At 66.6% G+C, this 24,265-nt stretch carries 14 protein-coding genes; 7 read left to right on the top strand and 7 right to left on the bottom strand.

Features of this window, described 5'->3' with window-relative positions:
• Positions 1-37 precede the first annotated feature (37 nt).
• Positions 38-9,127, bottom strand: a complete 9,090-nt coding sequence (locus tag HWX03_RS21165) for a YadA-like family protein (RefSeq protein WP_244132718.1) — start codon at positions 9,125-9,127, stop codon at positions 38-40.
• Between the two features lie 1,477 nt (positions 9,128-10,604).
• On the opposite strand from HWX03_RS21165, the gene HWX03_RS36985 reads away from it, so the two are divergent.
• The 5 genes from HWX03_RS36985 to HWX03_RS21145 all read left to right on the top strand — a co-directional run bounded on the left by HWX03_RS36985 (position 10,605) and on the right by HWX03_RS21145 (position 15,693).
• Positions 10,605-10,871, top strand: a complete 267-nt coding sequence (locus HWX03_RS36985; RefSeq protein ID WP_244132715.1) for a hypothetical protein — start codon at positions 10,605-10,607, stop codon at positions 10,869-10,871.
• A 485-nt stretch (positions 10,872-11,356) separates the two neighbouring features.
• Positions 11,357-14,338, top strand: a complete 2,982-nt coding sequence (locus HWX03_RS21160; RefSeq protein ID WP_175872564.1) for an ATP-binding protein — start codon at positions 11,357-11,359, stop codon at positions 14,336-14,338.
• 333 nt (positions 14,339-14,671) lie between these two features.
• Positions 14,672-15,013: a SymE family type I addiction module toxin gene (locus tag HWX03_RS21155; RefSeq protein ID WP_175872563.1), complete on the top strand. Its 342-nt coding sequence runs from the start codon at positions 14,672-14,674 to the stop codon at positions 15,011-15,013.
• Positions 15,010-15,330: an XRE family transcriptional regulator gene (locus tag HWX03_RS21150; RefSeq protein ID WP_175872562.1), complete on the top strand. Its 321-nt coding sequence runs from the start codon at positions 15,010-15,012 to the stop codon at positions 15,328-15,330. The genes HWX03_RS21155 and HWX03_RS21150 overlap by 4 nt, the downstream gene beginning before the upstream one ends.
• 138 nt (positions 15,331-15,468) lie before the next feature.
• Positions 15,469-15,693 carry a hypothetical protein gene (locus HWX03_RS21145; RefSeq protein ID WP_175872561.1) on the top strand — a complete coding sequence of 75 codons (225 nt, stop codon included), beginning with the start codon at positions 15,469-15,471 and terminating at the stop codon, positions 15,691-15,693.
• 85 nt (positions 15,694-15,778) lie between these two features.
• Here the strand turns inward: HWX03_RS21145 and HWX03_RS21140 are convergent, their stop codons facing one another.
• The 4 genes from HWX03_RS21140 to HWX03_RS21125 form a co-directional block, all read right to left on the bottom strand.
• On the bottom strand, positions 15,779-15,970 hold the full coding sequence (locus HWX03_RS21140; protein WP_175872560.1) for a hypothetical protein: 192 nt from the start codon (positions 15,968-15,970) through the stop codon (positions 15,779-15,781).
• A gap of 173 nt (positions 15,971-16,143) precedes the next feature.
• The gene (locus tag HWX03_RS21135; RefSeq protein ID WP_175872559.1) at positions 16,144-16,986 is read right to left on the bottom strand and encodes a peptidyl-prolyl cis-trans isomerase; all 843 of its coding nucleotides are present in this window, start codon (positions 16,984-16,986) and stop codon (positions 16,144-16,146) included.
• A 536-nt stretch (positions 16,987-17,522) separates the two neighbouring features.
• Entirely contained in the window at positions 17,523-18,230 is a 708-nt protein-coding gene (locus tag HWX03_RS21130; RefSeq protein ID WP_244132714.1) for a glycosyltransferase family 25 protein, read from the bottom strand.
• A gap of 95 nt (positions 18,231-18,325) precedes the next feature.
• The gene (locus tag HWX03_RS21125) at positions 18,326-18,640 is read right to left on the bottom strand and encodes a hypothetical protein (RefSeq protein WP_175872557.1); all 315 of its coding nucleotides are present in this window, start codon (positions 18,638-18,640) and stop codon (positions 18,326-18,328) included.
• Between the two features lie 376 nt (positions 18,641-19,016).
• Between HWX03_RS21125 and HWX03_RS21120 the strand changes: the two genes are divergently transcribed.
• Positions 19,017-20,615 carry a hypothetical protein gene (locus HWX03_RS21120; RefSeq protein WP_175872556.1) on the top strand — a complete coding sequence of 533 codons (1,599 nt, stop codon included), beginning with the start codon at positions 19,017-19,019 and terminating at the stop codon, positions 20,613-20,615.
• A 19-nt stretch (positions 20,616-20,634) separates the two neighbouring features.
• A complete protein-coding gene (locus HWX03_RS21115; RefSeq protein WP_175872555.1) occupies positions 20,635-21,489 on the top strand; it encodes a hypothetical protein in 855 nt (284 codons plus the stop codon).
• A 27-nt stretch (positions 21,490-21,516) separates the two neighbouring features.
• Here HWX03_RS21115 and HWX03_RS21110 read toward each other — a convergent pair whose 3' ends face one another.
• On the bottom strand, positions 21,517-23,100 hold the full coding sequence (locus HWX03_RS21110) for a DHA2 family efflux MFS transporter permease subunit (RefSeq protein WP_175872554.1): 1,584 nt from the start codon (positions 23,098-23,100) through the stop codon (positions 21,517-21,519).
• Positions 23,097-24,221, bottom strand: a complete 1,125-nt coding sequence (locus HWX03_RS21105) for an HlyD family secretion protein (RefSeq protein WP_175872553.1) — start codon at positions 24,219-24,221, stop codon at positions 23,097-23,099. The genes HWX03_RS21110 and HWX03_RS21105 overlap by 4 nt, the downstream gene beginning before the upstream one ends.
• Positions 24,222-24,265 lie beyond the last annotated feature (44 nt).

Below are 24,265 nucleotides of genomic sequence, written 5' to 3'. Positions count from 1 at the left end.
GTCGGGACGGGCGGGGCGATGTGCCCCGCCCTGCGCGTTACCACTGATACGAAGCGCCCACGCCGACCGTATTGCCGCCGCTCGACATACCCACGCCGGCCTTCATCTTCAGGTTCTGCGTGATGCGGGCTTCGCCGCCGAACGCCACGGCCTGATAGCCCTTGTAGGTCGCGCCGCCGATACCGAACGAGATCGTCTTGCCCGGATCGACGCCCGGAATCATCGTCAGCGCGGTGGCCGCGGCGATACCCGAGTACGCGTTACGCGACAGGTCGTTGACCTGGCCCTGCATGCCGCCCATGGCCCGGTCGAGCTGACCCTTCGTCGCGACGTCGGTCGCGTTCACACCATCCGACACGTTCGAGATCGTGCGGGTCCGGTCGATCGAGCCGACCGATACGGTGTCGTCGCTGTACGCCGTCGAGCCGGCACCCAGCGCAACCGAGTTCGAACCCGACGCATTCGCGCCCGAGCCGATCGCGACCGACTGGTTGCCCGATGCGTTCGAGCCGCTGCCGATTGCGGTCGAGCCCTCGGCCGCGCTCTTCGCGCCGGAGCCGATCGCGACGCCGTTGCTCTGCGACGCGCCCGCGTTCGAACCGATCACCGTGGCGTTGTTCGCGCCCGTACCGATCGTCGAACCCGAACCGGCGGCCGTGTTGCCCGTGCCGCTGCCCGCGTTGGCCGGCGTCGTGCTGCCGGTGCCAACATCGGTGCCGGCGAAGTACTCGTTACCCGAGCCACCGTCACCCGGACCACCGCTGCCCGGGGGCTGCTGCTCGAGCGCGCCGACACGGCCGTCGAGACCGCCGATACGGTCGCTCAGCTCGCTCAACTGGCCGAAGTTCACCGCGTCGTACTGGCTCGCGCCGTCCGCCACGTTCGTCAGTCGCACCGGCGCCGCGCCCGTGCCGCCCAGCGTCACCGAACCGTAGTTCGGCGTGCCGTCGCCGTTCAGGTCGTAACGCACCGCGAGCGAATCGGTCGCACCGTACGCGGCTGCGGCCTGCACTGCTTCGGCCACGGTCTTGTACTTGCTGCCGTTCACCTCGATCGACGTATCCGCGAGCTTGCCGTCGGCATCGACCGTCGTGCCGCCGCCGATCACGTCCGCCACGCTTTGCGCGGTGCCGTGCAACTGCGAACCGTTGATCGCGTCGACGCTCGTCGCATTCACCGCACCCGCGGCCACGCCGGTCAGCACGCGGTTGCCCGCCGTGCCCGCGAAGTTCACGGTCGTGCCGTCCGTGTCCTTTGCGACCGTGATGTCGCGCGTCGTGTCGTCCTGCTGAACCAGGCCGATCGAGCCGTGGACGAGGCTGTTCGAGATGTTCTCGATCGCATCGCCGACGTTGTCGAACGTCTTGTCGCTGACCTTGTACGACGGGTTCGTCACGTTGCCGTTCGCGTCGACGGCCGCGCCGCCGCCGAGCGACTTCGCGACGCTCTGCGACACGCCGTGCAGTTGCGCACCGTTGATCGCGTCCGTGCTGGTGGCCGATACCGCGCCTGCCTTCACGTTCGTGATCGTCGTGCCGTTCGCGCCGGCGAGCGTGACCTTGTCGAAGTTCGCCGAGCCGTCGCCGTTCTTGCCATACGTCACCGCGAGCGAAGCCAGACCCGCACCCGGGTTGGTCGGATCGACCGGCGCCACCAGGCCTGCGTCCTGCAGCTGACCCAGGTTGATCGCGTCGTGACGATCCGTACCGTCGGCAACGTTCTTCAGTGCGACCGGCGTCGTTGCACCCGCGCCGCCCAGCGTCACCGAACCGCGGTTCGGCGTGCCGTCCGCATTGCGGTCGTACGTCACCGCCGCGATCGACTGGCCCGTCACCGGATCGACCAGGCCCGAGTCGCCCAGCTGCTTGTTGATCACGGTGATGTTTTCCGTGTTCGTCGACGTACGGCCGTCGAGGTTTTCCAGCGCGCTGCCCACGTTGTTGTACGCGACCGACTTCGACGCATCCGCCGGATCGGCCAGCGAGTACGTCGGGTTCGTCACCTTGCCGTCCGCGCCCACCGTCGAGCCGCCGCCCAGCGATTCGGCGACACTCTGCGCCGTGCCGTGCAGCTGCGCACCGTTGATCGCATCCGTGCTGGTGGCCGTCACCGCGCCCGCCTTCACGTTCGTCAGCGTCGTGCCGTCCGCGCCCTTCAGCGTGACGACATCCTGCGTCGCGCTGTCGTATGCCACCGCGAGCGACGTCAGCCCCTTGCCCGGGTTGGTCGGATCGACCGGCGCAACCAGGCCTGCGTCCTGCAACTGGCCGAGGTTGATCGCGTCGTTGCGATCCGTGCCGTCGGCGACGTTCTTCAACGCCACCGGCGCCGTTGCGCCCGCGCCGCCCAGCGTCACGCTGTCCTTTGCCGCGCTGTCGTAGGCCACCGCCAGCGACGTCAGGTTGCCCGCGCCGTCGTCGCCGACCAGACCGGCGTTCTTCAGCTGGCCGAGGTTCAGCGCATCGCCGTCGTCCTTCGCATCCGCGACGTTCTTCAATGCGACCGGCGTCGTTGCACCCGCACCGCCCAGCGTCACGGTGTCCTTCGCCGCGCTGTCGTACGTCACCGCTGCGATCGGCTTGCCCGTCGACGGATCGATCAGGCCCGCGTCCTTCAGTTGCGAGACGTTCACCGCGTCCATGTCGGCCACACCGGCCTTCACGTTCGACAGCGTCGTGCCGTCCGTACCGGCGAGCGTGACCTTGTCGAAGTTCGCCGAGCCGTCCGCGTTCTTGCCATACGTCACCGCAAGCGAAGCCAGACCCGCACCCGGGTTGGTCGGATCGACCGGCGCAACGAGACCCGCGTCCTGCAACTGGCCGACGTTGATCGCGTCGTGACGATCCGTGCCATCCGCGACATTCTTCAGCGCCACCGGAGCCGTTGCGCCCGCGCCGCCCAGCGTCACCGAACCCATGTTCGGCGTGCCGTCAGCATTGCGGTCGTACGTCACCGCGGCGATCGACTGACCCGTCACAGGATCGACCAGACCCGAATCGGCGAGCTGCTTGTTGATCACGGTAATGTTTTCCGTGTTCGTCACCGTGCGGCCGTCGAGGTTTTCCAGCGCGCTGCCCACGTTGTTGTAGGCGACTTGCTTCGACGTGTCCGCCGGGTCCGCCAGCGAGTACGTCGGGTTCGTCACCTTGCCGTCCGCACCGACCGTCGAGCCGCCGCCCAGCGAATCGGCCACGCTTTGTGCCGTGCCGTGCAGCTGCGCACCGTTGATCGCGTCCATGCTGGTGGCCGTCACCGCGCCCGCCTTCACGTTCGTCAGCGTCGTGCCGTCCACGCCGGCCAGCGTCACCGTGTCACGTGCCGCGCCGTCGTACGTCACCGCCATCGACGTGAGGTTGCCCGCGCCGTCGTCACCCACCAGGCCGGCGTTCTTCAACTGGCCGAGGTTCAGCGCGTCGCCGTCGTCCTTCGCGTCCGCGACGTTCTTCAGCGCGACCGGCGTCGTTGCGCCCGCGCCGCCCAGCGTCACCGTGTCCTTCGCCGCGCTGTCGTATGCCACGGCCAACGGATTGCCGGCGCTGTTCTTGTCGAGCGCACCGAGGGCGTCGCCCACGCTGTGGTAGTCCTGGCCGCCGACCGAGTACGTCGGGTCGGTGAGCGAACCATCCGCGCCGACGCCCGCGCCGCCGCCGATCTTGTCCGCGACGCTCTTCGACACGGTGAACAGCTGCGAGCCGTTGACCGCGTCGTTGCTCGTTGCGTTCACCGCACCGGCTGCGACGTTGTGGATCGCGACCGGCACGCCGGCGTTGCCCAGCGTCACGCTGTTCTTCGCGGCGCTGTCGTACACCACGGCCAGCGATTCGCCCGTCGTCGGGTCGATCACGCCGCCCTTCTCCAGCGAATCCTTCAGGTCGCCGAGGTTCTGGTTCGTCGTGAACAATTGCGAACCGTTCACCGCGTCCTTGCTGTCTGCCGCGAGCACGCCGTCCGCCACGTTGTGCAGGGCGACCGGCGCGGTCGCGCCTGCGCCACCCAGCGTCACGCTGTCCTTCGCCGTGCCGTCGTACGTCACCGCCATCGACGTCAGGTTGCCTGAGCCGTCGTCGCCGACCAGCCCTGCATCCTTCAACTGGCCGAGGTTCAGCGCATCGCCGTCGTCCTTCGCGTCCGCGACGTTCTTCAGTTGGGTCGGACCCGTGCCGTCACCCAGCGTCACCGAGCCATAGTTCGGCGTGCCATCCGCGTTACGGTCGTACGTCACCGCCGCGATCGGCTTGCCCGTCGACGGATCGATCAGGCCCGCGTCCTTCAGCTGCGAAACGTTCACCGCGTCCATGTCGGACACGCCGGCCTTCACGTTCGACAGCGTCGTGCCGTCCGTGCCCTTCAGCGTGACGACGTCCTTCGCCACGCCGTCGTATGCAACGGCCAGCGACGTCAGGCCCGCACCCGGATTGGTCGGATCGACCGGCGCCACCAGGCCCGCGTCCTGCAACTGGCCGAGGTTGATCGCATCGTGACGGTCCGTGCCGTCCGCGACGTTCTTCAGTGCGACCGGCGTCGTTGCGCCCGCGCCACCCAGCGTCACCGTGTCCTTCGCCGCGCTGTCATACGTCACCGCCGCAATCGGCTTACCCGTCGACGGATCGATCAGGCCCGCGTCCTTCAGCTGCGAAACGTTCACCGCGTCCATGTCCGCCACACCGGCCTTCACGTTCGACAGCGTCGTGCCGTCAATACCCGCCAGCGTGACCTTGTCACGTGCCGTGCCGTCGTACGTCACCGCCATCGACGTCAGGTTGCCCGCGCCGTCGTCACCGACCAGGCCTGCATCCTTCAACTGGCCGAGGTTCAGCGCGTCGCCGTCGTCCTTCGCGTCCGCGACGTTCTTCAGCGCCACCGGCGTCGTTGCGCCCGCGCCGCCCAGCGTGACCGTGTCCTTCGCCGCGCCGTCATACACCACCGCCAGCGATTCGCCCGTCGTCGGGTCGATCACGCCACCCTTCTCCAGCGAATCCTTCAGGTCGCCGAGGTTCTGGTTCGTCGTGAACAGTTGCGAACCGTTGACCGCGTCCTTGCTCGTCGCGGACAGAACGCCGTCCGCCACGTTGTGCAGCGCCACCGGCGTGGTCGCGCCCGCGCCACCCAGCGTCACGCTGTCCTTCGCCGCGTCGTCGTATGTCACCGCCATCGACGTCAGGTTGCCCGAACCGTCGTCACCCACCAGGCCAGCGTTCTTCAACTGACCGAGGTTCAGTGCGTCATGATCGTCCTTCGCGTCTGCGACGTTCTTCAGCGCCACCGGCGCGGTCGCACCCGTGCCGCCCAGCGTCACGGTGCCCTTCGTTGCATCGTCGTACGTCACCGCATTCGGATCGCCGATGCCACTTGCCGCGAGCGCATCCAGTGCGTCGCCGACATTGTGGTAATCGTTGCCGCCCACGCTGTAGGTCGGATTCGTGATGCTGCCGTTCGCACCGACCGCCGCGCCGCCACCGAGCGCATTCGTCACGCCCGTCAGCTGGCTCACGTTCACCGCATCGGTCGCCTGCGTGCCTGCCGCGACGTTGACGATCTGGCGTTCCGCACCTGCACGGCCGACCGACAGCGCGTTCGCACGATTCGCGAACGAATCCGCGCCGAGCGCAATGCTGTTGGCCGCGCCTGCGGTCGCGTTCGCGCCGAGCGCCATCGCGCCTTCGACGCTGCGCGCGATGTTCGCACCGGTACCGATCGCGATCGCGTTGGTCGCACCGGCACGCACGTTCGCGGCGTTACCGACCGCGATCGAGCTGTCGCCGATCGCTTGCGCGCCGTTGTTGCCGATCGCCAGCGCGTAGTCGCCGTTCGCCTGCGCGTTCGCGCCCATCGCGACGGCTTGCGTGCCGTTCGTCTGGACGTTCGAACCCATCGCGACCGAGTAATCCTGGCCGGCGCCGGTTTGCGCGAAGCTGCCGAGTGCGACCGAGTTGTTCGAACCCGCGATGTTCTGCAGGCCGACCGCCACCGCGTTGCCGCCGCTTGCCACCGACGACGTGCCGATCGCGGCCGCCGTGGCCGTCGCCGGGTCCGCGCCGTTCAGCGAAGCGAGGTTGTTGCCCTGCAGCCCTTCGATCGCGACGAGCGGATCGCTGACGTCCATCGGCTGCATCGAGCGCGCGCTCACCTCGTCGATCGCGGCCTTGGTCTTCTTGTCGAGTTCAGACGAGAAGCTGTCGATCGCCTGCTGCGTCTTCGACGTCACCGACGTCGACAGGGTGTTCAGCGCCGCATACAGCTGACCACCGTTGACGGCGTCCGTGCTCTGGAATGCGACGTCACCGTCCGCGACGTTGACGATCCGGCGTTCCTGGCCGGCCGCGCCGACCGACACGACGTTGTTCTGGTTCGCGACCGAGTTGTAGCCGATCGCGACCGAGCCGTTGCCGGACACCCGTGCACCACTGCCGAGCGCGAGCGAATTGGCGCCCGCGCCCTGTGCGCCCGCGCCGATGGCGACGGCCAGCGCACCGCTGGCGATGGCCGGCGTGCCCGTCGTCGGGTCGGCATTGACCTTGACGAAGCGCAGGTTGCCGCCGGACAGCTCGTCGCGAAGATCCGACAGGCCCGTGTCCAGTTGCTTGACGTTGACCGCGTCCAGGTCGTCGACACCCGTCGCGACGTTCTTGATCTGCGTCGGGCCTGCGCCGTTGCCGAGCGTCACCGTGCCGTAGTTCGGGGTGCCGTCCGCGTTGCGGTCGTACGTGACCGCGGCGATCGACTTGCCGTCGTCGCCGATCAGGCCCGAGCCCTTCAGTTGCGAAACGTTTACCGCGTCCATGTCGGCCACGCCGGCCTTCACGTTCGACAGCGTCGTGCCGTTCGTGCCTGCCAGTGTCACGGTGTCCTTCGTGTTGCTGTCGTACACCACGGCCAGCGATTCACCCGTGACCGGATCGATCACGCCGCCCTTCCCCAGCGAATCTTCGAGGTCGCCCACGCGGGTGTTCGTCGCGAACAACTGCGAGCCGTTCACAGCATCCTTGCTGTCGGCGGCGAGTACACCATCCGCTACGTTGTGGATGGCGACCGGCATAGTCGCGCCTGCGCCGCCCAGCGTCACGCTGTCCTTCGCTGCGCCGTCGTACGTCACAGCCATCGACGTCAGGTTGCCTGCGCCGTCGTCGCCGACCAGACCCGTGTCCTTCAGCTGACCGAGGTTCAGTGCATCGTGGTCGTCCGTCGCGTCCGCGACGTTCTTCAGTTGCGTCGGACCTGCGCCGTTGCCCAGCGTCACCGTGCCGTAGTTCGGCGTACCGTCCGCGTTACGGTCGTACGTGACCGCAGCAATTGCCTTGCCCGTCGACGGATCGATCAGGCCCGAATCCTTCAACTGCGAAACGTTCACTGCGTCCATGTCGGCCACACCGGCCTTCACGTTCGACAGCGTCGTGCCGTCCGCGCCGGCCAGCGTGACCTTGTCGCGCGCCGCGCCGTCGTACGTCACAGCCATCGACGTCAGGTTGCCTGCGCCATCGTCGCCAACCAGACCTGTGTCCTTCAGCTGACCGAGGTTCAGTGCATCGTGATCGTCCGTCGCGTCCGCGACATTCTTGATTTGCGTCGGACCGACGCCATTGCCCAGCGTCACCGAACCGTAGTTCGGCGTACCGTCCGCATTCCGGTCGTACGTGACCGCGGCAATTGCCTTGCCGTCATCGCCGATCAGTCCCGAATCCTTCAACTGCGAAACGTTCACTGCGTCCATGTCGGCCACACCGGCCTTCACGTTCGACAGCGTCGTGCCGTCCGCGCCGGCCAGCGTGACCTTGTCGCGCGCCGCGCCGTCGTACGTCACAGCCATCGACGTCAGGTTGCCTGCGCCATCGTCGCCAACCAGACCTGTGTCCTTCAGCTGACCGAGGTTCAGTGCATCGTGATCGTCCGTCGCGTCCGCGACGTTCTTCAGTTGCGTCGGGCCAGCGCCGTTGCCCAACGTCACCGTGCCGTAGTTCGGCGTGCCGTCTGCGTTGCGGTCGTACGTCACCGCGGCGATCGACTTGCCGTCGTCTCCGATCAGGCCCGAGCCCTTCAGCTGCGAGACGTTTACCGCGTCCATGTCGGCGACACCTGCCTTCACGTTCGACAGCGTCGTGCCGTCCGTGCCCTTCAGCGTCACGGTGTCCTTTGCGTTGCTGTCGTACACCACGGCCAGCGATTCGCCCGTGACCGGGTCGATCACGCCGCCCTTCGACAGCGAATCTTCGAGGTCGCCCACGCGGGTGTTCGTTGCGAACAACTGCGAGCCGTTCACCGCGTCCTTGCTGTCGGCGGCAAGCACGCCATCCGCTACGTTGTGGATCGCGACCGGCGTAGTCGCGCCTGCGCCGCCCAGCGTCACGCTGTCCTTCGTTGCGCCGTCATACGTCACCGCGAGCGACGTCAGGTTGCCTGCACCGTCGTCGCCCACCAGGCCAGCGTTCTTCAGCTGACCGAGGTTCAGTGCGTCAAGATCGTCCGTCGCGTCCGCGACGTTCTTCAGTTGCGTCGGACCTGCGCCGTTGCCCAGCGTCACCGTGCCGTAGTTCGGCGTGCCGTCCGCGTTACGGTCGTACGTGACCGCGGCGATCGACTTGCCGTCGTCTCCGATCAGTCCCGAACCCTTCAGTTGCGACACGTTCACTGCGTCCATATCGGCCACGCCGGCCTTCACGTTCGACAGCGTCGTGCCGCCCGTGCCCGCCAGCGTGACCTTGTCGCGTGCCGCGCCGTCGTACGTCACCGCCATCGACGTCAGGTTGCCCGCGCCGTCGTCGCCGACCAGGCCCGCGTCCTTCAACTGACCGAGATTCAGTGCATCGTGATCGTCCTTCGCGTCGGCGACGTTCTTCAGCGCGACAGGCGCCGTCGCACCTGTGCCGCCCAGCGTCACGGTGCTCTTGGTTGCATCGTCGTAAATGACCGCATTGGGATTGCCGATACCGCTCGACGCAAGCGCATCGAGCGCGTCGCCGACGTTGTGATAATCGGTTCCGCCGACGTTGTAGGTCGGATTCGTGACGCTGCCATTTGCCCCAACAGCCGCGCCGCCGCCGAGCGCATTCGTCACGCCCGTCAACTGACCGACGTTGACCGCATCGGTTGCCTGCGTGCCTGCACCGACGTTGACGATTTGTCGCGTAAACACCCTTCCGTCGCCATTCGGCGATCCCGCACCGACGGATACCGTGTTGTCACGGTCGGCTACCGACCCATAACCTAACGCAACGGAGTCCGTGGCAGTCGCCTGGGAAAGCGTTCCCAGTGCCACCGCGTAAGATCCCGTTGCAACCGCACCTCGACCGCTTGCTGTCGCGCCGCCCAATGCGACGCTCCAATCACCCGTGGCGGACGCGTTCGACCCCAATGCAACCGCAGCGGTGCTCGTGGTATTCGTCAATGCATTGTTGCCCATTGCGATGGATTGGGCAGCCAGTGCATTCGCAGCACGACCGACTGCGACAGCCGAGCCACCGGCTGCGGAGGTGGATCCACCAATCGCCACCGAACCGCCAGCCGCCGCCGCTGCAGTAGCCCCCGCGCCCGGATTGACGTTCACGTATGCATTGTCGACCTTCGCAGCAAGCGCTGTGTTCATCTGGCCGAGGTTCACCGCATCCGTGTTTGCCGTACCCGCTGCCAGATTCGTGATCTGTCGTTGCAGCGAAGTCGAACCTACCGAGACTGAATTGTTGCGATCGGCAATCGAGTTCGCACCGAGCGCGACAGCGCTCGTACCGGTAGCTTGGGTGCCACGACCGAGCGCAGTGGACGTTGCGCCCGTTGCGCTTGCCCGCTCGCCCAATGCGACGCTCGACGCCGACGCGGCATTGGCGAGCACGCCGATCGCAACCGCGTTCGTGGTTGCATTAGCGGTATAGCCGATCGCCGATCCAAAGGTGCCGCTCGTGCTGGAGCCGCGACCCACCGCGATGGCGTTCGCACCCACGGCGCTTGCTGTCATGCCAAGCGCAGTGGCGCCATCTCCGCTCGCATAGGCGTTATTGCCGGCCGCAGTCGTATTGGTTGACGCCGCTACGGCCAGGCGCCCCATTGCCGTGGCGTTATTGGCAGCGGCATTGGCACCTACGCCGACCGCCACTGTCTCGGCGCCCGTTGCGCGGGCCAGCGTGCCCAGCGCCACGGCATTGGTAGCGTTTGCAACCGTATTTCCGCCCAATGCCACGGCCGAGACACCCGTCGCGCTGGCGTTGGCGCCGATTGCGGTCGCGCTGGTGCCTGCCCGCGCCGGCGTCGCCGCAGCATACAGACCCGTGCTGATCGCCACATACGGATTGCTTGCCGTCGCTGCGCCCGCAATCGCCGAATTCAACTGGCTCACGTTGACCGCGTCCGTGCCCGCCACGCCAGCGGCGAGGTTGTTGATGCGGTGGTTCGTCATATTGAAGTTGCTGTCGACGTCCACCGCTCCCCGAAGGTGTACGCCGGAACCGCCCAGCAAGAAGAGGTGCCCGTCGACGGTGCCGCTAATGCCAGCCTCGGTCGCTGCGCTTGCCTGACCGATGCCCGAACCGCGTGCATCCGCATTGTTGTAAAGCTGAAACGATCGGGCGTGGCCTTCGCTGAGCCGCCAGTTAGCGATCGGAGCACCGCAATTCGCCCCGGTGTTCCGGGTGCCGGTGGCGTTGCCGCCGCCAAAAAGCATTCCTGCGGTTCCGCCCGGCGCACAAAGCGACAACGACCCGCCACCGTTCGCTGCCTGCGCATTCGCATCGGCTGCCATCGTACCGCCACCCACCCCGGCCATCACCGCGACAGCCGCCGTCACCGACGAACGCATCGCCGTATTCGATTTCGATTTCGTGCGCATCCGCGCCGTTTCGGGCGCCGCCGCCCATGTGCCCGTCGTCGCGTTCCAGACGGTCCGATAAGACTTGTTCACGTTGATAGCCCCTGTAGAAGAGAAGTGGGAAGGACGAACCTCGTCCACAGATGCCAATGTATTGATCGCCTGTCATTTCGATAATCAGACGGCTGGACGCGATAGCAATTATTTTGTAGGCCTGGTCCTAACATAACGTTGCTTGACAATCAGCCGTGTCAAACACGACCCGACGCACCATTCTCTCGATCGATTCCGTTTGACACATCCGCGTCCCGGGCCTTATATACGCAGCGCGCCGCCGATTGCACGAGTAGGACTGGTCCTACCCATCGCGCGCGAGTGTTTCGGACTGCCCTACATACAGGCCCGTCCGCTATCCCGATAATTTTCCCGTTCCCCGAGCCGGCAACGCATGGCGCTGCCATTCGTATGGCTCGCGGATATCGTCCGCGTCCCGGCCTCGCGGCGGCGCTTGCCGCACGCACCGCGCGCGTCTCCCGATTTGCGCATTGATTCACCGGTGTTCGTCACATGCCCATCCGCCATCTCTTCGCGTCCCACACGGACGCCAGCGCGCCGTTCGCGTCGATCGACGACGACGCGCGCGACCTGAGCCTGCTGAACCGGTATCAGCGCTTCACGCTGTACGGCGGCGCGGTCGTGCTGTCGCTCGTGATCCTGATCGCGGCCGGCATCCTGCTCGTCGGCTCGGTGCGCGACTACATCGCCGAGCGCCGCGACCTGTTCGCGACGCACAAGGCGCTCGTGCAGCTCGAAATGGACGCGAAGCAGGCGTCGATGCGCCGCGCGGTGATCAATGCCGAACTGCTGTGGAACGGCCATCCGCCGCATGCGCGCGCGGCGTCCGACGCACTGCGGCGCGACGGCCACGTACTGCTTGCACCGATGCGCGGCGTGAGCGAGATCTTCCTGGCGGCGTCGCCCGCCGCGCTGGCCAACGACGAAACCGATCGCTACGTGCAACTGATGGAACGCCAGACGATTTCCGTCGCGGCCGCCGAGCGTCAGACCGGGCGCGCGGTGCGCGGCTACGCATACAGCCCCGACCGCAACGTGATCGCGATCACGCCGCCGCCGTCGATGCCGTATCACGACGTGCTCGCGCACATCGGCGTGTCCGACACGCACGCGCTGATCCAGCACCTCGCGTTCGACGCCGCCGACTGGTCCGATCCGGCCATCGCGCGCTACTGGCGCCTGTCGCGCCGCATCGCATGGCAGGCGCCCGCCATCGATCCGCTGACCGGCAAGATGGTCTTCCGTCTCGTCGAACCCGCTTTCGACGGGCAACGGCATTTCATGACCTTCGTCAGCGACTTCGACGTCGACGTGATCGCCGACCGGATGAAGCACGCGCCCGACGACACCGTCGCGATGCTGATCGACGAAAACGGCCGCGTGCTGCTGCATGTCGATCGCACCGACAACGCGGAAGACGGCGCCGCGCTGATGAAGCACGCGCTGGCCGAAGGCACCTGGCGACGCGGCCTCGTGCATTTCGACGAAAGCTACCGGCACGGCGTGTTCACGATCAGCGACCGGATCTCCGACACCGGCTACGCGATCGTCTATGCGTATTCGTGGCACACGATCGCCTATGCGCTCTGGTCGACGATGCTGCGCGAATTCGGCACGACCGCGACCATCCTGATCGTGCTGTGGACGCTCGTGATCGCGTTCGACCTGCGGGTGTTCGCGCCGCTGTTCCGCCGCTCGCGCCGCGTATTCGAAAGCGAGCGGATGAGCCGCACGATCGTCGCGACCGCGCCGTTCGGCATTGGCCTCGTCGCGCCCGACACGCATCAGGTGCTGCTGCGCAACCGGATGCTCGAGCTGTACGACCGCGAAGCCGGCGATCCGCCGCTGCACGAACGGCTGCTGGCGCGCTACCGCGAGCACGCGCACGCTGCGCCGGTCCAGCTCGACGTCGAACTGCCGGTGACGCTCGCCGACGGCCGCGCGCGCGACCTGCTCGTCAACTTCGTGCGCGTGCGCTACAAGGGCAAGGACGCGCTGCTGTGCAGCTTCTCCGACATCACGACGCGCGCCGACGCCGAGCGCGCGCTCGACAGCGCGAACCGCGCGAAATCGACGTTCCTCGCGACGATCAGCCACGAGATCCGCACGCCGCTGAACGCGATGCTCGGCAATCTCGAACTGCTCGACAAGGCGCCCGACCCGAGCCGGCAGAAGCCGCGCCTGCATGCGGTCACGTCGGCCGCGCGGATGCTGCTCGACATGCTGAACAACGTGCTCGACATGACGAAGATCGAGGCCGACCGGATGACCCTCGAAGCGACAGGGTTCCGGATCGACGAGCTGATGCGCGACGCGGCGGACCTGTTCGAGCCGGTGGCCGGCGCTAAGGGCATCGCGCTGCGCATCGACATCGATCCGGCGGTCACGCATACGTATCTCGGCGACCCGATGCGCGTGCGGCAGATTGTCGTCAACCTGGTCAGCAACGCGATCAAGTTCACCGATCGCGGCGCGGTGGCGTTGTCGGTGTCGGCGCCGCCGGGCGACGCGACGCCGGTGACGATCCGCGTCAGCGATTCGGGCATCGGCATGACGGCCGATCAGCTGGCGCACGTGTTCGAGCCGTTCGCGCAGGCCGACGAATCGATCGCGCGCCGCTTCGGCGGCACGGGCATCGGCCTCGCACTGAGCTACAAGCTCGCGGAATCGATGGGCGGCCGCATCGAGGCGAACAGCGTGCCGGGCGTCGGCTCGACCTTCGTCGTCACGTTGCCGCTGCCGCTCGACCGCCAGCCGGGCGCGGCCCAGGCGCTGCCGGGCGAGGATGCGCCGAACGTACGCGTGCTGTTCGTCGACGACAACCCGGTCAACCGTTCGCTCGTGCACGATCAGCTGGACGTACTCGGCTATCAGGCCGATATCGCATCGAACGTCGCGGACGCGCTCGATCTGGTGGATCGCCACGACTACGCGGTGGTGCTGACCGATCTGAACATGCCCGGCCTCGACGGGTACGCGTTCGCGCGCGTGCTGCGCGAGCGCGGGCGCGTGCAGCCGATCCTGGCGGTGACCGCGCATGCGGAACCCGACGTGTTGCGCCTGGCGTGGGAAGCGGGCATCGACGAGATCGTCACGAAGCCGACGTCGCTGAAATCGCTCGACCAGGCGATCACGAAGTACACGGGGACGTGGCGGCGGCCGGTGTATCCGCCCGCACCGACGCGGGCGCCCGGCCCTTTGCCGAAAGACCTGCACACGGTGCTCGCCGATGCAACGCAGCGTTCGAGCGCGACCATTGCGCGCGCATTGCAGGACGGCGACCTGAAGGTCGCCCGTTCGGAGATTCACAGCATGCGCGGTGCGTTCGCGATGATCGGCGAGCGGGAGATTTCGGGGCTCTGTGCGTCGATGGAAGCGCTGGCGCTGGCGGGCGATGCAGCGGCGTTCGCGCGGGAGTTCGAACGCTATCGACAGGCTGCGAACGAGATCCTCGTGCGGCGTGCGGCAGGCTGATCGAAGGCGTCTCTGAAACGCTTTCTGACACATCGGCAATGAAACGACGATGCGTCCAGCCGATGCGAATGCCCCGGAATCGTTGTGCAGCAAGCATTCGAAGCATTGGCCAGATGGCCAATGCCGATGAATTCGTACATGACTGGTGCCTGACGCCGGATGTTCTCGGCTACAGTGGTTGCACGTTTTCGCGACGATTTCTCAGGCCGCTTCGACACGCAGCACGTGTGATGAAGCGATGCTGGAAATCCGCTGCGTAAACGAGCGCGGCCCGCAGGTGATAACAGCACCCACGGGCCGCTGACCACAACCAACTCAACAACGGAGTTGACCATGGCTGGCGCGAATCATAACGCACCGATGTATTTCCACGATTGCTTTGTCTCCACTCGATCGTCTCTTCAATCCCGCCGTATCGTTCCGCACCTCCGGCTCGCCGACATGGCGCCGCCTGTCGTGCATCTGTGGATGAAATTGTCCGGCCGATGGATCGAGGCGGCGGGCTTCGATCCCGAGCAGCGTTTGCATATCGAGGTGTCGCACAAGCGGCTGGTGATCACGCCGATCGACGACGCGGATTGCGATCATCGCGGGAAAGACGAGTGCCCCGATGTCGGTCCTGCGGCAGCACAACAGCCGCAGCTGGTTTCGGTGACGGCGGGAGAAGCGCAATGAACTACGGCGATCCGAATCAATACACCGACGACGTACCGGACGATTTCGACTACTACGATGTCGGTGAACTGGCGGCCAAGTCCGCCCTCGTGCTGAAGCTCAACGCACTGATCGCTTCGCGCGGCCTGAACGAGGAAGAGACCGCTGCGCTCGCCGAGATGGCGCGACCGGCAGTTACGCCCGAGCAGCGCGAGCGGCTGCGGAACGTTTCACTGGATCAACTGATGCTGACGCTGGCGTCGTTTGGCCAGCATGTGGAGATCGTGGTGAAGCCGGCGGGGGAATCGGGGCCGGCGGGGATTACGGTTTCGATCTGACGGCCGAGCCAAGGCCAGCGCCAATAAGTGTTCATGTGCGGCATCGCAACGCTTCCGCCGAACGTGGAGCACATCGACAAACGGTAGCCGGCCGTGCTTGCCCACGACGGGCAAGCACGAGAACAACGGCGAATCGCAATGACCAACAAGACTGACTTTCACCAGATTCGAACCGAGGCGGATTACGAGGCCGCCCTGAAGACGGTATCCGCGCTCGTCGACCTGGATCCAGCGCCAGAAACGCCTGCGGGTAAGGAACTGCAGATTCTGGCGATTCGGATTGAGCGCTACGAGGCGAAGCGCTTCCTGAAAGAAGTGTGTGGCGGCCGGAAGCGCCTCGGCGCTCGCATGAGGCAGCGTTAGGAGTAGTGCTATCAAACACATAGCATGACGACGGCCGGGCCCAACGGCCGCCGCCGAAGCGGTTCCGGCGCCACACTCGTTCAATTTAACGTGAACGATCGTTACAACCAATCGGACCAGGCTGATTCTGTGCGAGCCGTGCATGGAGCGCAGCGAACTCCTCCTCCAACTCGTCGTACGCAACCTTGACGGCCGGATCTTCAAGCAGGCGAGCGGCGTCGGCCGCAGTGTGCGGCACCGGCACGTACTGGTCTTCGTCCGAGTGAGCCTTAGTCATCGTTGATTTCCTCCTTCAATTGCCTGCGGGCGATACCCGCGATGGCGTGCGAATGAAGTTCAAACAATAGCGGCTTCACAGGCTCGACACAAAACAAAAAAGCCGCTACCGAAATCGACGGCAGCGGCCAACCCGACGAATCACCCGATCCGCCGTCTTCCTGATACACCCGCTTACTGTTGAATCGTCGCCTGCTGCGCCAGCTTGTCCACCAGCGCCGCCATCGCACGCTGCTGCGCCTGCGCTTCGAGCTGTTGACGCAACACCGTCTTCGCCGCCTCGAACGTCGGCACGACTGTCGGGCGCTTCTCGTCGAGTTTCACGATCGCAAACGCATTACCGATCCGGATCGGGCCCGCGACGGCGCCCGGTTGCAGCGACGTAATCGCCTGCGCGAGCGACACCGGCAAGCCGCCCGCCTTCCCGTCGGCCACCGGCGTGCGCAACTCGACCCACTGTGCAACACCCCCATTCGGCGTCGTGTTGTACTTCTTCGCCACGGCGTCGAACGCAGCGCCCTGCTTCAGCTCCGCAACCAGCGCGTTCACTTCGGCCGGATCGGCCACCGCGATCACTTCCGCGCGATATTGAAACTGCCCGCCATTCGCGACGATGTCGTCGTAACGCGCCTTCACCTGCGCATCGGTCACCGCTTGCGGATGCACGTTGTCGCGCAGGTAGAGATCCGTCGCCGCGACCGTACGGGCGCGCATCACGACGCGATTCACTTCGGGGCGACTGCCGTAGTTGGCCTTTTCCGCCGCCTGCTCGACCAGATGCCGGGCGATCAGTTCCTGTTTGGCCTGCGCGCGCAGCGCGGGCGTGACGGCTTGCCCGGACGCTTCGATCATGCCGTCCACATCGCTGCGCGCGATGGGCGTGTCGTTGACGACCGCTTCGACGCCCGTCGGCAGCGGCGTTTCGGTTTTCGTGCCTGCGGCGCGTGCGACAGGGGCACCGCAGGCGCACGCGAGTGCGATCAGCGTGGAAACAATGGAAATGTGATGCTTCTTCATGACGATTCCTTCATCGAGGGAGGGAGATGCCGCACGCGATGGCGGCCGGGAGGAGATGCGGCAGCTTCGCCGCGGGCAACCGATCGCGTCGGCGCCTGACAGGCCGCGCGCGAGCGATCGCGCCACGGCCAGACCTGAAACGCGAACCGGTCGGGCCGGCCGCGCATGGCTTTGCAGCGTCGTCGCCGCCGGTCACGCTGCGACGATCGACGGGCAGAAAGACAGAGATGAATGCCCTGCGCTCGCATGAGGCAGCGTTCTCCCAACCTGCGACCCAAATGGTGCAGATGCGACCGAGCCCACCGGTCGCCGCAAGACATTCACGTGTGTCCGTCCGGCTTTGCGGGTACCGAAGGCATCGTTCGCTTCGGCCGCGCGCGGAGAAAAATACGCTGCCCGGTGACCGGGCAGCGCGTCCAACGAAGCTAGGCTTCGGATACGAGGTATCGGGCGCATACCATGCAGCCGCCCGACCTTCGCATTGTCGAAGCGCATATGGCGTCCGCACAATCAGCCTGGTCCTATTCCGCATGACATCACCGTTGAATCGTCGACGTGTCGCGCGCGTTCATCGTCACGGCGAGCGGCGGAAACGCGGCCGCGCTGCGCATCGCGCCGTAGAACTTGTTCATCGCGACGTCGATCCCGTAATTCGGCAGCGTGCGGCCGAGGCCGTGCGAGAACAGCGTCTCCGGTCGCAGCGGAAAGCAGTGGTCGAGCAGGAAGCGCGCACCGGCCGGCGAAATCGTGTACGCGCAAATCCCGTAGAACTCGAGCAGATCCATGACGAGTACGGGGCCACGGTCGCTGCGGAAATCGTCGACGGCCTGCCCGAGCGCCGCTTCGTCGAAACGCATCGTCACCGGCGTGCGGCTGTTGAAGATCGCGCCACGCAAAATCGAATCGAAGTTGTAACCCCACGCGACGAAGTCGTAGCGATCGGCATGCGCGGCGAGGAATTGCATCGCCGCGTCGTTGAAGTCGGGACGAAAGATCGCGTCGTCCTCGACGATCGTGACGAGTTCGTTGCCCGCCGCGATGTCGGTCCACAGGCGATGCGTGGTCATCGCGACGCCGATCGCGCCGCGTGTGTACGGCAGGCCGTCCGCGAACAGCGCGCTTGCGGCGATGTCCGCCTCCGACAGCGCGCGCCCGTCGATCGCGTCGGCGAATTCGAAATCGATTTCAGGATTGTTCGTACGAAACGCGTCGCGGCGGCCACACTCGCCGCGCAGCGAAATCACGCGAAGCGTCGGGCAGACAGCCGGTATGTCGGCGGCTGGCAGCCGCACCGGTGCAAGGCGGATATCGGTTCGATCCGTAACGGGCATCGACATCGTCACCACCCCGTCACGATCGAAATGCCGAACACGATGCCGATCGCCATGCCGAGCGCACGCCCCTGCAACATCGGCTTCAACGCCGCCGGCTCGTAGAACGGATCGACCACGTCGTCGCGATTGCGCCACGCGGCGACGAGCGGCGGCACGAGCAGCGCCATCGCCATCAGCAACGCGGTCGCGATCGTCACGACCATGCCGCTCGACGACCAGCGCGTGCCGAACTCGACCACTACGTGAACCAGCCCGACGGTGGCCGCGCTCGCGACCATCCCGACCACGGTGCCTTTCACCAGAAAATCTGCCGCACTCATCAATCAGTACTCCCTGTCTGAACTGGCCGAACGACGTCGGCCGGAATACTGCGTATTAAAAAGATCGTCGGACGCGATCTCTATCGGACAGGTCTTATTGGCACACCGTGAACGCAAAAATAGGACTGGGACTACAAACGTGACGGCAGGTGAAGTCGGCGTGTCGGCGCATTTCGTACCGTGTCGGCGCATTTCGTACCGCGTCGTCAATTCGGACTGGTCTTATTCAGTTGCCGGATGGCGATCCATAAAGTGGCAATCAAGACGGCGCCGCGCCGCTTGTGCGAGGAAGCGCAAGCCGCCGGCAGCCCCCGACACAGACCACGCAACCGCCCGCCGCGTCGACACGCGCGCAGGTTTCAGGAGAGCCCATCCCATGCAGACCACCCCGGCCCATCACACGCCTGCTTTCGACGACACCGCTTTGCTGGAACACGGCATCGACAACACGATGCTCGCCAAGAGCACCGATGCATCGTCGCTCGATGCGAACGACGACGCCGTCGCCACCACCACGCAAACGCTGATCGATCGCGGCGAAGTCGGACGCGCGGCCGCTCTGGCCGCCGCGCATTGGGAACGGCGTCCCGACTCGCCCGCAGCCGCGTTCAACTGCGGCTACGCGATGCAGATGGCAGGACGTCACGCAGACGCCATCGCACCGTATCGCCGCACGCTCGCCCTCGCGCCGTCCTGGCCGTCGCTCAAGAACAACCTCGCGCTGGCGATCCGCCTCACCGGCGGCGATCCTGAAGTGGAATTCGCGTTGATCGAAGGCGCACTCGACGACAACCCCAACGACCGGCGCGCGTGGACCAACGCCGTGGTCACGCGCATCGACCGCTTCGATCTCGACGGCGCCTTGCGTGCCGCCGCACGGGCAGCCGCGCTCGCGCCGGACAATGCGCTGGCGCTGAACAACGCGTCCCTCGCGCTGAAAGAAGCGCAACGCCGGGACGAAGCCGAGCACTACGCGACGCTCGCGGTCGAACGTGCGCCGCACAGCGCGACGTACCGCCACAACCTGTCGCTGCTCGAACTCGCGCGCGGCGATTTCGCATCGGGGTGGGTCAACTACGAATCGCGCTGGGACGGGTCGGCCGAATTGCGCGGCCACCTGCCGGCTTTTCCGGGCCCGCGCTGGCGCGGCGAATCGCTGAAGGGCAAGACGCTGCTCGTATGGGGGGAGCAGGGCCTCGGCGACGCACTGCAATTCTGCCGCTACGTGCCGCTGCTCGCGGAGCGCGTGCATCGCGAAGGCGGCCGGATCGTGTGGAACGCCTTTCCGGTGATGGGCGCGCTGTTCGCGCGCAGCCTCGCGCAACACGTCGACGTGTTCGACACCAGCACGCGAATCGACAATCTGCCCGCGTTCGATTTCGAGCTGCCGCTGATGAGCATTCCGGGCATGCTGGGCCTCGACGGCGACGCGATCGCCACGACGGCGCCTTACCTCCACGCCGACCCGGCAGCCACTGACGCGTGGCGCACGGCGCTCGCCGGCGAGAAACGGCTGAAGGTCGGGCTTGCGTGGACCGGCAGCCTCTCGCATCAACGCAACCGCTTCCGCCGTGTCGGCCTCGAACGGTTCGCGGAAGCGTTCGGCGGCTTGCAGCAGCACGTCGCGTTCTACTCGCTGCAGCCCGGCGCACAACACGACATCGAGGCCGCCCGTTCCAATGGGTTCGTCGTGAACGACACCACACGCGAATGGAAAACGCTCGACGACACCGCCGCTTTCATCGGCGCACTCGATCTCGTGATCACGGTCTGCACGTCGGCCGCCCACCTGAGCGGTGCGCTGGGCCAGTTCACGTGGGTGCTGCTCGATGCGAACCCGCACTGGGTCTGGCAGAACGATCGCCGCGACAGTCCGTTCTATCCGAGCGCGTCGCTGTATCGGCAGAAGACGTTCGCCGACTGGCAGCCCGTCCTCGACGAAGCCGCCGCCGATCTGCGCGATCTCGTCGGCTGACCGCACGGAGGCGCGCGTCATGGACTACAACCTCTGCATCGTCCGCCCGTCCGGCTATGCGCATTCGGGCGCATTCACCGAACTCGCCGAAGTGATCGCGTACGGGCTCGAAGATCTCGGCCACGCGGTTCACTTCAACGAGAACACCATGATGTCCGACGCACGGAACATCCTGATCGGCTGCCATCTCGCCGATCCACGCGAGACCGAGCACGTGCCGGACGACACGATCGTCGTCAACACCGAGCAGCTTCATGTCGACGAACAGCCGTGGAACGCGAACATCTATCACTGGACATCGCGATACGAAACCTGGGATTACAGCGCGCGCAACCTGGCGAAGCTCCACAGCCTCGGCATCGGGCACGCGCGCTACCTGAAGCTCGGCTTCCATCCGAAGCTGCGCCGCATTCCGGACGACGTCGAGCAGGATATCGACGTGCTGTTCTACGGCACGATCGGCCCGCGCCGGGCAGCGGTTCTGGAGGCATTGCAGGCGCGTGGGCTGACAGTCGGGATCGTCAGCGGCGGCATCTACGGCGCCGAGCGCGATGCCTGCATCGCGCGGGCGAAAGTCGTGCTGAACCTGCATCACTACGCGTCGCATATTTTCGAAGTGGTGCGCGCGTTCTATCTGATGACGAACGGCAAGGCGATCGTCGGCGAGGTGTCGCCGACGACATCGGTCGATCCGGATTATGTGGCCGGGTTCCGTGCGGCGCCGTATGACGCGCTGGTCGACACCTGCGTCGAGCTGGTGCGCGATACCGCGCAGCGCCGCCGGCTCGAAGCGGCCGCGCTCGACACGATCGGACGGATGCCGCAGGCGAAGTCGCTCGCGCCGCTGCTGTCGTGGGAGCCGGTGGCGGCATGACGGCGCCGCGGCGGGGCGCCCCCGCCGTCACGCCTTCTTCTTCGCCCTCAACACGAACGCCGCCGCCGTACAGCCGATCATCGCGATGCCCGCGATCAGGAACGTATCGCTGTACGCCATCAGCAGCGCCTCGCGCATCACGCGCTGGTTCACGAGTCCGAGCGCCAGCTCGTGCACGCCGGAAATCGACCCGCCGGGCAGCACGTCCGCGCGCGGCGCATGCACACGCGCGAGCAGCCGCGCGAGCATCGCCATGCGTTCCTGGAACGCTTCGGAGAACGGCGTGACCGCCTCGCCGATGCGCATCGCGTGCAGCTTCTGCCGCTCGACGACGATCTGGCTCATCACCGCGATGCCGATCGCGCCGCCGACGTTGCGGACCATGTTGAACACGCCCGACGCGGACCCGAGCTGCGCCTTCTCGATCCCGTCGACGGCCATCACGGCCAGCGCGATCACGACGAACGACTGCCCGATCCCGCGCACGATCAGCGACGGGACGATCACGTTCGACGCCGCATCGGCGTCGAGATGGATGTTCATCAGGCACCCGGCCGCGACCAGCACGAAGCCGAGCACGATCGTCGTGCGCGGGCTCGTGCGGCGCATCAGCGGCGGCGTCAGGAACGACATCACGAACTGCACGAGCCCGTACGGAATCATCGCGAGACCGATGTCGCGCGCGCTGTAGCCGTGCAGCTCGGCAAAGTAGTTCGGCACGAGGAACACCACGCCGAACACCACCGCGCCGAACAGGAACTGCATCAGGCTCGCGATCCCGAAGTTGTACTGGCCGAGCAGGCGCAGGTTGATGAACGGCTCCTTGCGCCGCAGCTCGATCGCGACGAACGCCGCCAGCCCGGCCGCCGCGACGATCGACAGCTCGACGATCAGGTCCGACGCGAACCAGTCCTTGCGCCCGCCCTCCTCCAGCACGATCTGCAGCGCACTCAAGCCGACCGCCATCGTCGCGATGCCGAACCAGTCGGCCCGCCTGAGCATCCCGAGCTGCACCGGCACGGGCCGGATCGCCCAGCCAATCGCCGCGACCAGCGCGATCGCCGGCGGAATCTGCAGATAGAAGATCCAGCGCCACGAATACATGTCGGTCAGCCAGCCGCCAACCGACGGCCCCGCCGCCTGCGCGACGTTGTTCGCGATCGCGAACAGCGCCATCCCGAGCGGATGTTTCGACGGCGGCAATTCGGTGACGATCAGCTGGAACGACAGCGGGATCAGCACGCCGCCGAACGCGCCCTGCAGCGCCCGCGCGATGATCATCGTCGAGATGCTCGGCGCGACCGAGCACGCCATCGAGAACGCGAGAAAACCGGTCGCGCCGACCAGCAGCACGCGCCGCGCGGAAAACACCTGCACGAGCCAGCCGGTGAGCGGAATCACGACGATCTCGGCGACCAGGTACGCAGTGGTGATCCACGAGCCTTCCTCGAAGCTCGCGCCGAGCGAGCCGCGGATGTCGGGCAGCGACGCGTTGGTCACGTGCACGTTCATGCCGGCCATGAAGCAGCCGAACACGCCGCCGAGCACCGCGACCCACGCGCGCAGCGAAACGGTGTCTTCGTGCGCAGCCTGTGCGGTCGTCGCGGTCACGAGCCGGCCCCCTGCGTGCCGCGCGTGTCGACGCGCGCGATCACCGACATGCCGGGCCGCAGCACGACGCCGGCCGGCGGCGCATCGACGCGGATCTTCACCGGGATGCGCTGCACGATCTTCGTGAAGTTACCGGTCGCGTTGTCGGGCGGCAGCAGCGCGAACTGCGCACCGGAGCCCGGCGCGAGGCCGATCACGCGGCCGTGCAGCGTGTGGCCCGAATAGGTGTCGACGTCAAGCTCGACGGGCTGGCCGTCGTGCATCGCGCCGAGCTGCGTTTCCTTGAAGTTCGCGACGACGTACACGTCGCTCAGCGGCACCACCGCGAGCAGCGGCATCCCGACTTCGACGTACTGGCCCGCACGCACCGCGCGCTGGCCGACGCTGCCGTCGCGCGTCGCGCGGATCACCGTGTGGTCGAGATCGAGCTGCGCGAGCGCAAGCTTCGCCTGGGCGGCCGCGAGCCGCGCACGCGCCTGCGCGATCGCCGCGGTGCTCTGTTCGCGGCGGCGTTGCAGCACGGTCTGCTGGTCGGTCTGCACGCGCACGGCCGCGCCGGCGCGGGCCAGCTCGGCGCGCGCCTTCAGCGCGTCCGCGTGGGCCTGCTCCCAGCGCTGTCCGCTCGCGGCGGATTCGGCCAGCAGTTGCTTGTAGCGCGTCGCATCGGCGTCGCGCCGCGCGGCTTCGGCGCGCGCGGCGGCCGCGTCGGCGTCGGCCTGCGCGATCTGGCTGCGCTGCTGGCCGACCTGCGCGTCGAGCGTCGCGGCCGCTGCCTGCTCGGCCTGCAGCGTCGCGTCGGCCGCCGCGACGGCGGCCTGCGCATCGTCGACCTTCGCGCGATAGTCGCGATCGTCGAGCCGCACGAGCACGTCGCCGCGCTTGACCCGCTGGTTGTCGTCGACGGCGACCTGCGTGACGTAACCCGACACGCGCGAGCTGACGGTCACGACGTCGGCGCGGACGTACGCGTCGTCGGTGCCTTCGATGAAGCGGCCGACGGTCCACCAGTGCCAGCCGAACACGGCGAGTGCGATGACGGCGAGCACGACGCCCGCGGCGATCAGTTGGCGCCGGGAGAACCGGGCGGATTTGGTTTTTTCGGGTACGGCAGTCGTGCTCATGATCGGAATGATGAGTAGGCGTGCAAGAGAACGGACAGGGACGC

This window comes from Burkholderia sp. BCC0397 (genome assembly GCF_902832865.1).
Taxonomy (GTDB): Bacteria; Pseudomonadota; Gammaproteobacteria; order Burkholderiales; family Burkholderiaceae; genus Burkholderia.
This window is presented reverse-complemented; position numbering and strand designations above follow the sequence as displayed.

Bases quoted from the DNA above. Each gene is read 5' to 3' on its own strand.
- HWX03_RS21155 (WP_175872563.1), top strand. From the start codon at position 14,672: ATGGCTGGCGCGAATCATAACGCACCGATGTATTTCCACGATTGCTTT.
- HWX03_RS21160 (WP_175872564.1), top strand. From the start codon at position 11,357: ATGCCCATCCGCCATCTCTTCGCGTCCCACACGGACGCCAGCGCGCCG.
- HWX03_RS21135 (WP_175872559.1), bottom strand. From the start codon at position 16,986: ATGAAGAAGCATCACATTTCCATTGTTTCCACGCTGATCGCACTCGCG.
- HWX03_RS21115 (WP_175872555.1), top strand. From the start codon at position 20,635: ATGGACTACAACCTCTGCATCGTCCGCCCGTCCGGCTATGCGCATTCG.
- HWX03_RS21150 (WP_175872562.1), top strand. From the start codon at position 15,010: ATGAACTACGGCGATCCGAATCAATACACCGACGACGTACCGGACGAT.
- HWX03_RS21105 (WP_175872553.1), bottom strand. From the start codon at position 24,221: ATGAGCACGACTGCCGTACCCGAAAAAACCAAATCCGCCCGGTTCTCC.
- HWX03_RS21125 (WP_175872557.1), bottom strand. From the start codon at position 18,640: ATGAGTGCGGCAGATTTTCTGGTGAAAGGCACCGTGGTCGGGATGGTC.
- HWX03_RS21120 (WP_175872556.1), top strand. From the start codon at position 19,017: ATGCAGACCACCCCGGCCCATCACACGCCTGCTTTCGACGACACCGCT.
- HWX03_RS21145 (WP_175872561.1), top strand. From the start codon at position 15,469: ATGACCAACAAGACTGACTTTCACCAGATTCGAACCGAGGCGGATTAC.
- HWX03_RS21140 (WP_175872560.1), bottom strand. From the start codon at position 15,970: ATGACTAAGGCTCACTCGGACGAAGACCAGTACGTGCCGGTGCCGCAC.